Raw genomic sequence first — 9,726 nt, forward strand, 5'->3', positions numbered from 1 at the left:
GGCGGCAGGTGGGCGGCGCGTGCGCAAGCCTCTGCTCCCCGCGGCGCTTACTTCTTGTCGACCGGCTTGGTCTCAGCCGGTGCTTCGGCCGGGGCCGGAGTGGCGGCCGGAGCCGGACGCGCCTTGACCACGCGAACACCGCGCGCCTTCATCCAGGCGTCGAACTCTTCGGCGGTCATGCGCTTGCCGTTCTGGCTCATGTCGAAGCGCCAGGGCGTGTTGTCGAATTCGGTCTGCGGCTTATAGGCCGCCGGATCGTTCGGCTTCACCGCCGGTGCGCTCGGAATGGCCTTGGCGATGTTCTGGCAGCCGTCGATGCGCAGGCGCTGCAGCACCTGGTCCAGCGACTGCGACGGGTCGTAGTTGCTGCTCAGCACACCGGCCGGCATGCCCAGCTGGTTGCCACGGATGTACAGCTCGTCGGCCACCGGCGCGATGGTCGTGGCCGGCAACGGCAGCGGCGAGGCGCTGGTGTTGACCGAGCAATCGACCGCAGCGTGGGCGGCGGGAACCAGGGCCAGCGCCAGGACGGCGGCCGATGCAGAGCGCAGCATGAGGGGCATCCACGGAAGGAAGTGACGCGGCGAGTTTAGCAATGCCGTGTCAGCTTTCAAGCGCCACTTTCAATGAATACGACAACTTATTGGTTTTACGGACAAAAAGACGACGAACGGTCGCCTTGCCGGGTCACAGGCGAGCTTCCTGGCCGCAGAAACAACAAGACCCGGCCGAAGCCGGGTCCTGCTGTGTCCTACGGGCAGAGCGTCAGAACTTAGTTCTGGACGTTCAGCTCGGTACGACGGTTCTTGGCGCGACCTTCCGGGTTGTCCGAACCATCCGGGTTGGTGTTCGGAGCAATCGGACGGCTCTCGCCGTAGCCGATCGGGCCGACCAGGCGACCGGCGTCAACGCCGTTCTTGGTCAGGTAGTTGTACACGGCGGTAGCACGACGCTCCGACAGCTTCTGGTTGTAAGCGTCGGTACCCTTCGAGTCGGTGTGACCGGCAACTTCAACGCGCAGATCCGGGTAACGCTTCAGGATCTCGGTGGCTTCGCTCAGGATCGCCACAGCGTCCGGACGCAGGTTCGACTTGTCGAAGTCGAAGTTGACGCCCTTCAGGTCGATGGAGACCGGAACCGGGCAACCGTCCGGACCGATGGTCTGACCCGGCTGCGAGTTCGGGCACTTGTCGTCGCAGTTGTTGACGCCGTCACCGTCGTCGTCCAGGTCGGCGCAGCTCGGGGCAACCGGAGCCGGAGCCGGAGCAGCCGCGACCGGAGCCGGGCCCAGCGGGATCACGACGCCGACCGAAGCCAGCACGTCGCCGAACCAGCTCTCGTCACGTGCGGCGATGCTCTGGTCGTCGAAGTCAGCGCGGTAGGCCACTTCGGCGCGGACAGCAACACGCTTCTCGAAGGTGGTCTGCAGGCCGACGCCCAGCTTGGCGGCAACATTGCCGTCCTTACGCTGGCGCGGGCCGTTGTTGTCGAGCGCAGCGTACTCTTCTTCCGACTTCTGGTAGCCCAGGCCACCGACGATGTACGGGTTCCAGCCGCGGCCTTCCTTGATGAAGTGGCGACGCAGGTCCAGCGAGACGCCGTACTGCGACCAGTTCAGGTCCTGGTTGCTGTCGAAGTTCGGGTTCTGGTAGTTCAGCTCACCGTCCAGCGACCAGTTCGGGCTGATGAACTTACCCAGGCCCAGAGTCACGAACGGAGCGTCATTGGTCAGACGGTCGCTGTCCTGGAAGTTGAAGCCGGCCGAACCGGTCAGGTACCAGCGGTCATCGAACTCCTGCGCCGAAGCTGCCTGGGCGAAAGCCAGGCCGCCCAGCAGCGCGGCAGTAAGGATCTTCTTGTTCATTGAGTACAGCTCCTATTTCGGGGGTATGAAACCGGTAGAGGCATGGGCCAGCACTAGTGCGTCGATGTTCGACAGCCGATTCAGCACGCCACCGCCGCGAACATTATGCTCAGGCGGGTGAAGGCCATGTTAACAGTCCCGTAACATGTGAAGTGTTGCGCCCGACCGTCCACCGGTCCGACGTTGAAACCCTATACAGGATGATGAAAATCCGCAAGACCCACACGCTGCAAGGGTTTGACGGGGTTTAGGCGCGAGAAGCGACATATTGCGCAACGTGCTGCATCACACGGTTCAGCGCGTCTGAGGAAACGTGAGGAACCTTATGATGGGATCACGAACCCAGCCGGAGCCGTGATGAAAGCCGTCGCCCTGAGTCGTGAATACGCGCCCGCCCTGCGTGATGTCCTGCTGCCGCCGCCGCTGCCTCCTCGCGGTCGCGATCTGCTGGTGCGGATCGAAGCGGTTTCGGTCAACCCCGTCGATGGCAAGCAGCGGGCCGCCACCGATCCGGCCACTCTTGAGGTTCCCCGGGTGCTCGGCTGGGACGCAGCCGGCGTGGTCGAAGCCATCGGTGACGAGGCCAGCCTGTTCGCCTCCGGTGACGAGGTCTACTTCGCCGGTGACGTTACCCGGCCGGGCTGCAACGCCCAGTACCAGTGGGTTGATGAGCGCCTGGTCGCGCGCAAGCCGACCACGCTCGATTTCGCTGAAGCGGCGGCGCTGCCGTTGACCACTCTCACAGCCTGGGAACTGCTGTTCCAGCGCATGCCGCTGCAGCTCGATGGCCGCCGCCACGTGGGCCAGCACCTGCTGGTGATCGGCGGCGCCGGCGGCGTCGGCTCGATGGCGATCCAGCTGGCACGCCATGCCGGTTTCGAGGTGATCGCCACCGCCTCGCGCGAGGCCTCAATCGAGTGGTGCCGGCAGATGGGGGCCACGCATGTGATCGACCATCGGCAGCCACTGCAGCCCCAGTTGCGGGCGCTGGGCATCGATGCGGTGCAGGTCGCGCTCAATCTGGCCGACACCGACCACTACTGGGATGAACTGGGCCAGCTGCTGGCACCGCAGGGCCACGTCGGCCTGATCGTCGAGCCGCGGGGTGCGCTGCGCATCGGCGATCCCTACAAGGCCAAATGCATCGGCATCCACTGGGAATTCATGTTCGCGCGTTCGCGCTTCGCCACCGCCGACTGTATCGAACAGCACCGCATCCTCAGCCGTGCGGCCAGCATGATCGATGCCGGCCAGCTGCGTGGCACGCTCAAGGAAACGCTGGGCACGATCAATGCGGCCAACCTGGACATCGCGCATCAGCGCCTGGCCAGCGGGCGCACGGTAGGCAAGCTGGCGCTGGTCGGCTGGGACGACTGACGCGGTGATGTAGAGCCGAGCCCACGCTCGGCTGCTGTGCCTGCCGCCACCCGCAGAGCACGGGCTCGGCCCTGCACAACCGCCCGCATGCAGGATCGACGCTACCTGTAGCGGCGGATTGGCCGGCATCTGTATCTATGGATGATGCAGAAACAGCGATACGGTGGAAACAGATCCCCCCCCCCGGACCGCCATGCCCACCACCCTGCCCTTGCGCCTGCTGCAATTGATCACCGGCCTGTTCCTGTACGGCTTCGGCGCCTCGCTGATGATCCGTGCCGCCATCGGCGTGGCACCCTGGGATGTGCTGTCGCAGGGCATCGCTGCGCAGACGCCACTGTCATTCGGCCTGGCAACCAATGCCATCGGTGCATTGGTGCTGCTGCTGTGGTGGCCGCTGCGGCAGAAGCCGGGCGTCGGCACCGTGCTCAACGTGATGCTGATCGGCCCCTCCGCACAGTTCGGGCTGTGGCTGCTGCCGCCGGCCGTCGGCCTTGGCTGGCAGCTGGCGATGTTCTGTGGCGGCATGCTGCTGGTGGCGCTGGCCACCGGCCTGTACATCGGTGCCCGCCTTGGCCCGGGGCCACGCGATGGCCTGATGACCGGTCTGCATGCCCGTACCGGCTGGCCGATCTGGAAGGTGCGCAGCCTGATCGAAGGCAGCGTACTGCTGCTGGGCTGGTGCCTGGGCGGCAATGTCGGCCTCGGCACCCTCGCCTTCGCCCTGCTGATCGGGCCGCTGTGCGGAATGACGCTGGGCTGGTTCGGGATCGGTCGGCCCGCGCCGGTTGTGCCGGCCGCTGGCCGGCAACCGCAATCGCCCTGAGTTGACCGGAATGCCGGCCAGCGGCCGGCACTGCCAAACCGTCAGACAGCGGCCAGCCCTTCCAAAGAAGCGGGCCTTGCCCCGGCCGCCGTTTCGCGGCACGCTTCGCGCTTCCGTACGCAAGCGTATCGACCATGTCGCCAGCCAACGAAAGCGCCTATCCCCACCTGTTCGCCCCGCTGGACCTGGGCTTCACCCAGCTGCGCAATCGCGTCCTGATGGGTTCGATGCACACCGGCCTGGAAGATCGCGCCCGCGACTTCCCGCGGCTGGCGGCCTACTTCGCCGAGCGCGCCGAGGGCGGCGTCGGCCTGATCGTCACCGGCGGCTTCGCGCCCAATGTGGTCGGTTGGCTGAAGCCATTCGGTGGCAAGCTGTCCTGGCCCTGGGAAGTGCGGCCGCACCGCCAGCTCACCGCCGCCGCGCACCAGCACGGCGCGAAGATCTGCCTGCAGCTGCTGCATGCCGGCCGCTATGCCTACCACCCGTTGTCGGTGGCACCGACGAAGCTGAAGGCACCGATCAACCCGTTCACCCCGCGCGCATTGTCGGCCAGCGGCGTAGAGCGCCATATCGCCGACTACGCTCGCAGTGCCAAGCTGGCCCGCGAGGCCGGCTACGACGGCGTGGAAGTGATGGGCTCGGAGGGCTACCTCATCAACGAGTTCATCGCCCCGCGCACCAACAAGCGCGCCGATGCCTGGGGCGGCGACGCGCGCCAGCGCATGCGCTTCGCGGTCGAGATCGTGCGCCGCATCCGCGAGGCCTGCGGCCCGGACTTCATCATCATCTACCGCCTGTCACTGGTGGATCTGGTCGACGACGGCAGCGACTGGGACGAGATCGTTCAGCAGGCGCAGGCGATCGAGGCGGCTGGCGCAACGATCATCAATTCCGGCATCGGCTGGCACGAAGCGCGCATTCCGACCATCGCCACCTCGGTGCCGCGCGCGGCCTTTGCCGGCGTCACCGCCAAGCTCAAGCCGCATGTGAAGGTACCGCTGGTGGCGACCAACCGCATCAACATGCCCGACGTTGCCGAACGCATCCTGGCCGGTGGCGGCGCCGACATGGTGTCGCTGGCACGCCCGCTGCTGGCCGACCCGCAGTGGCCGAACAAGGCCCGTGCCGGCCGCGCGGAGGCGATCAACACCTGCATCGCCTGCAACCAGGCCTGCCTGGACCACGTGTTCGAGAACAAGCTGGCCAGCTGCCTGGTCAATCCGCGCGCCGCCCACGAGACCGAGCTGGTCTATCGTCCCACGGCTACGCCGAAGAAGGTCGCGGTGGTCGGTGCCGGCCCCGCCGGCCTGGCCTGCGCCACTGTCGCTGCCCAGCGTGGCCACCAGGTCACCCTGTTCGATGCCAATGATGAGATCGGCGGCCAGTTCAACGTGGCCAAGCGCATCCCCGGCAAGGAAGAGTTCCACGAGACCCTGCGCTACTTCCGCCACGCGCTGCAGGAGACCGGCGTACAGCTGCGCCTGGGTACCCGCGTCGACGCTTCCCAACTGGCTGGCTTCGACGAGGTGGTGCTGGCCACCGGCATCACCCCGCGCAAGGTCGATTTCCCCGGTGCCGATCACGCCAAGGTGGTGAGCTACCTGGACGTGCTGCTGGGACGGGTCGAAGTGGGCGCCAATGCGGCGATCATCGGCGCCGGCGGCATCGGCTTCGATGTCGGCGAATTCCTCAGCCACGCCGGTGAATCCCCCTCGCTGGATCCGCAGCGCTGGATGGCCGAATGGGGCGTGGATGCCAGCTTCGAGGCACGCGGCTCGCTGGGCCGGCCCGAGGTCGAGCCGTCACCGCGGCGCTTGTGGCTGCTGCAGCGCAGCCCAGGCAAGCCGGGCGCGCGGCTGGGCAAGACCACCGGCTGGATCCATCGCGCCACGCTGAAGGCCAAGGGCGTGCGCATGCTCGGTGGCGTCGAGTACCTGGGGGTGGACGACGAGGGCCTGCGCATCCGCGTGGACGGCAGCGAACAGCTGCTGCCGGTCGACCATGTGGTGATCTGCGCCGGGCAGGAACCGAACCGCACGCTGCGGGCCGAACTGCAGGCGGCCGGCATCAACGCGCAGCTGATCGGTGGTGCCGACGTGGCCGCCGAACTCGATGCGAAACGCGCCATCGACCAGGGCAGCCGGGTCGCCGCCGCGCTCTGATGAGCGCCTGAATGGGGGACGGAATGTGATTTCCGTCACCCCGGTTGAACCTGAATGTCAAGCCGAGCGGTTCATGATGCGTTCGGCTATGCCCCCCTACCTTGCGCCATCTTTCCGCTCACCAGCCAGTTTCCGGTGAGCCGGCGCAGTCCCCACGATCGGTACTGATCGTTTCTTTTGGGGCTGCCCACGGGGCGGCCCCGATGGCCGCCTCCCCATGACGCCAAGCCGTCCCCCGCCTCCTGCCGCCCCGCGGCCGGAACCGGAGGGTGCGGCCCATACGGAGCAAGGAGTTGGTTATATGAAACTGGCCTGGATTCTCTGGCTGTCGCAGTTGTTGCCTCAGCCGGCCGCTGATTCACTGTGTTTGAGCACCACCGTCTACCTGGAAGCCCGCGACCAGACCCTGCGCGGCCAGCAGGCTGTTGCCGAGGTCGCCCTGCGCCGTCTCGACAGTGGCCTGTGGGGCGACTCGATGTGCCAGGTGGTCACCGCACGCAAGCAGTTCGCACCGACCATCGTCTCCCCCGGCACCCAGCTGGGCAATGACGCGGCGTGGAGCGAAGCGATGAACGTGGCCTTCGACGCCGAGCGCAACTGGGCGCTGCCGGCCGGCGAACGCCGCGAGATCGTCCCTGGTGCCAGCCACTTCGCCGCGCTGTCCATCGCCAGCCCGAACTGGCGCAACGCCTACCAGGTGGCGACCATCGGCGATCACACCTTCTACAAGGTGCAGAACCTCAAGCCGCGGCAGTCGTAACGATCCGTGCTGGCGGCAGCGTTGCCGGCCGCCGCCGGGCTCTGGGATAGTGGGCGTTTCCCGCCCGCATCACCTGGAGTTCCCATGAAGCTGTACAGCAAGCCCGGTGCCTGTTCCACCGCCGACCACATCGCCCTGCAGTGGACCGGCCAGCCGTTCGAGGTTGAACTGCTGAACAAGGACACCCTGAAGGGTCCGGAATTCCTCAAGATCAATCCGGCCGGTGCCGTTCCCGCACTGGTCGACGGCGACTTCGTGCTGCTGCAGAACGCCGCGATCATGGGCTACATCGCCGACCGCTTCCCGCAGGCCGGCCTTGGCGGTGACGGCAGTCCGCGCCAGCGCGCCGAAGCCACCCGCTGGCTGACCTTCGTCAATTCCGACGTGCACCCGGCCTTCTCGCCGCTGTTCGCGCCGGGCAAGTTCATCGCCGACGAGAGCCAGTACGACGCGATCCGCGCCGCCGCGCACAAGCGCCTGCGTAGCCTGTTCGAGACCGCTGACAGGCAGCTGGCCGACAAGCCCTGGCTGGCCGGCTTCCGCAGCTTCGCCGACCCGTACTTCTACATCACCCTGCGCTGGGCCGCCGGTACCAAGGTTGATCTGTCCGGCCTGGACAACCTGGCCGCCTACAAGGCACGCATGGACGCCGATGCCGGCGTGCAGGCCGCGCTGAAGGCCGAAGGCCTGGCCTGACGCCACCGGCTACCAAGCGGGGTCGGATCCGTCTGCGCAGCAGGCGGCTCTGACCCCTCGGCTCCAACGGGGTGATCAGCCGATCTGGCGGATCACTTCGCCCTTGGCATCGCGCAGATAGGTCGGCACCACGTCGATGCGCAGCGCCTCCGTCAACGGGTAGATGCCACGTTCGGCACGCACGCCGGCCAGGGCCCGCAGCCCCGCCTCGCTCAGCGCCCAGCGCGCGCTGTCCGCCGACAGTTCGCCCACGTCGCCATGCCCGGCTGGAATGAACGCCCATTGCCGCTCGCGACCGACCAGTTCCAGCGACTTTCCGTGGCGCAGGCGCAGCGGTAGCAGTTCGCACACGCTGGCGACCTGGCCCGCGCCGAGCACCAGCGTGGTGACGCCCGCCTCCTGCCGCCAGTCCAACGTCTCGACGAACAGCATGCCGGTGCTGGAGCCCTCGCGCTCGCTGCCGGCCCTCACCCGTTCGGCCAATGCCGGATCTTCCAGCAGGTTGCCGCGATGCAGGTCGCTGACCCACAGCGGCATTGCCGGCTGCAGTGCCTGCAGCACGCCACGTGTCGACCAGCGCTTGACCGCCTCCATCTCCTCATCGGTCAGCCCGACCAGCTGCAGGAACTGCAGGTGGCCATTGGCGGTGTCGCGTGCCGGCAACTGCGGGTCGGCAATGAAGGCCAAGTGGCACAACCGCGTGTCGGTCTCCAGTGCGATCGGGCCGTTCGCATTCAGATGGTGGCCATCCTCGAACACGTTGCCGCTGCCGAACACATAGCGCGCCAGGTTCTGCAGCAGGTTCATCGGCCACACCGGCGGCGTGCTGTCGGCGTTCTCAGCGGCTTCGGCAGCAAGACGGAACGTCAGCTCGAAACCATAGCCGCTGGCGGCAGCATCACTGCTCTCCTTGGCATACAGCTCGGAGAAACCGTAGGTGATGTAGTGCCAATGCGGAACCGGCGCATCCGCCCAGTACACGCTGATGCCATCCAGCGGATCCTGGCCGCCGAGCGTGTAGGGAAGCGCGGTGCCGTAGTGTCGCGGCTCCTGCCCGGCATACAGCGGCGCCAGCGCCGCATTGATCGCGTCCCAGCCGGGGGTGTCGGTGTCATCGTGGTCGTCCTGCACGCGGGACTCCTTGTGGGAAAGTGAACCGATCACTTTACGCGGTGGCTCAGGCCTGCACGACCTCTTTGCCAGCGTTTACTACGGCGGACTGGGTTTCCTGCCACCAGCGCTGGGCCAGCGCCGGGCTGCGCGCCTTGCCCACCGCCGCCAGCAGTTCCGGGCACAGGCGTTCCAGCGCCAGCGCATCGGTGCAGCGTTCGATCTTCAACTGCATGAAGTAGCCCTTCAGCCCCAGATGGCGCCGCACCGCCTCGCTCATCGCGTCGTACAACTGCTGGTACAGCGCCGGGTCCTGTTCGCGGCCGGTGCTGATGCCACGCGCCGGAGCGGCCTCTACGCTCCCGCCGATCACCTCGATCAGTCCCTGTGCGGCCAGCTGCTCCAGTGCATCCGGAGGTGCGCGCAGGCCATCGAACAGGCCGCGCAGTTCGGTGTCATCGCGATGGCCATCGACCATCAGCAGGATTGAACGCAGTGCCGCCGGCAGGCGCCGGCCACGGTCTTCGATTTCCTGACGGCCAGCAGCCGTCTTGGCGTGCAGCAATGCCATTGCCTCCCCCTCCCTTGATGCGCCATGCCAGCGTGCCGTGTGCGGGCACGCCCCCCTTATTGCCATCCCCGGGCGGCGCGCGCGTTCCCCGGCGCGCACCGCGTGTTGCAGGTCGATGACAGGCCGAGCTTAGCGCAAGTGCCGCGGGTAGTGGCGTCCGCCGGGCCGCCACCTCCGGGTTTACCGGGGGGGGGCGGCCAGCGGCCGCGGGTAACCGATAAAACGCCCACCGCCCCGCCGTAGTACAACAACCCCCAGGGGTTCTTCAGCCTCGTCACGTTGGCCCGGGCCGGCTGGTAGGCCAAACCCTTCAAATACCGCCGCACGAAGTTTGCCGCACCGGTTTTTGGGCTGGCC

The 9,726-nt window shown here is 67.1% G+C and carries 9 protein-coding genes; 5 read left to right on the forward strand and 4 right to left on the reverse strand.

The window, feature by feature from the left end; translation table 11 throughout:
- Window positions 1-47 precede the first annotated feature (47 nt).
- The gene (locus WDC87_RS21185) at window positions 48-554 is read right to left on the reverse strand and encodes a hypothetical protein (RefSeq protein ID WP_005408235.1); all 507 of its coding nucleotides are present in this window, start codon (window positions 552-554) and stop codon (window positions 48-50) included.
- 218 nt (window positions 555-772) lie between these two features.
- Entirely contained in the window at window positions 773-1,864 is a 1,092-nt protein-coding gene (locus WDC87_RS21190; protein ID WP_049416163.1) for an OmpA family protein, read from the reverse strand.
- A 357-nt stretch (window positions 1,865-2,221) separates the two neighbouring features.
- Here WDC87_RS21190 and WDC87_RS21195 point away from each other — a divergent pair, with 357 nt between their 5' ends.
- The 5 genes from WDC87_RS21195 to WDC87_RS21215 all read left to right on the forward strand — a co-directional run bounded on the left by WDC87_RS21195 (window position 2,222) and on the right by WDC87_RS21215 (window position 7,688).
- A complete protein-coding gene (locus WDC87_RS21195; RefSeq protein ID WP_072169151.1) occupies window positions 2,222-3,241 on the forward strand; it encodes a zinc-binding alcohol dehydrogenase family protein in 1,020 nt (339 codons plus the stop codon).
- 193 nt (window positions 3,242-3,434) lie between these two features.
- Entirely contained in the window at window positions 3,435-4,067 is a 633-nt protein-coding gene (locus WDC87_RS21200) for a hypothetical protein (RefSeq protein WP_072169150.1), read from the forward strand.
- 134 nt (window positions 4,068-4,201) lie between these two features.
- Window positions 4,202-6,232: an NADPH-dependent 2,4-dienoyl-CoA reductase gene (locus WDC87_RS21205; protein ID WP_072169149.1), complete on the forward strand. Its 2,031-nt coding sequence runs from the start codon at window positions 4,202-4,204 to the stop codon at window positions 6,230-6,232.
- 301 nt (window positions 6,233-6,533) lie between these two features.
- Entirely contained in the window at window positions 6,534-6,992 is a 459-nt protein-coding gene (locus WDC87_RS21210) for a cell wall hydrolase (RefSeq protein WP_004154513.1), read from the forward strand.
- An 84-nt stretch (window positions 6,993-7,076) separates the two neighbouring features.
- Complete coding sequence (locus WDC87_RS21215) at window positions 7,077-7,688, forward strand: glutathione S-transferase N-terminal domain-containing protein (protein WP_252744884.1); 612 nt, start codon at window positions 7,077-7,079, stop codon at window positions 7,686-7,688.
- A 75-nt stretch (window positions 7,689-7,763) separates the two neighbouring features.
- Here WDC87_RS21215 and WDC87_RS21220 read toward each other — a convergent pair whose 3' ends face one another.
- Both WDC87_RS21220 and WDC87_RS21225 read right to left on the reverse strand, forming a co-directional pair.
- On the reverse strand, window positions 7,764-8,819 hold the full coding sequence (locus tag WDC87_RS21220) for a suppressor of fused domain protein (protein ID WP_072169147.1): 1,056 nt from the start codon (window positions 8,817-8,819) through the stop codon (window positions 7,764-7,766).
- A gap of 46 nt (window positions 8,820-8,865) precedes the next feature.
- Entirely contained in the window at window positions 8,866-9,369 is a 504-nt protein-coding gene (locus tag WDC87_RS21225; protein WP_005415431.1) for a hypothetical protein, read from the reverse strand.
- Window positions 9,370-9,726: the final 357 nt, after the last annotated feature.

It is taken from the genome of Stenotrophomonas maltophilia group sp. Smal12, assembly GCF_037079935.1.
GTDB lineage: Bacteria > Pseudomonadota > Gammaproteobacteria > Xanthomonadales > Xanthomonadaceae > Stenotrophomonas > Stenotrophomonas sepilia.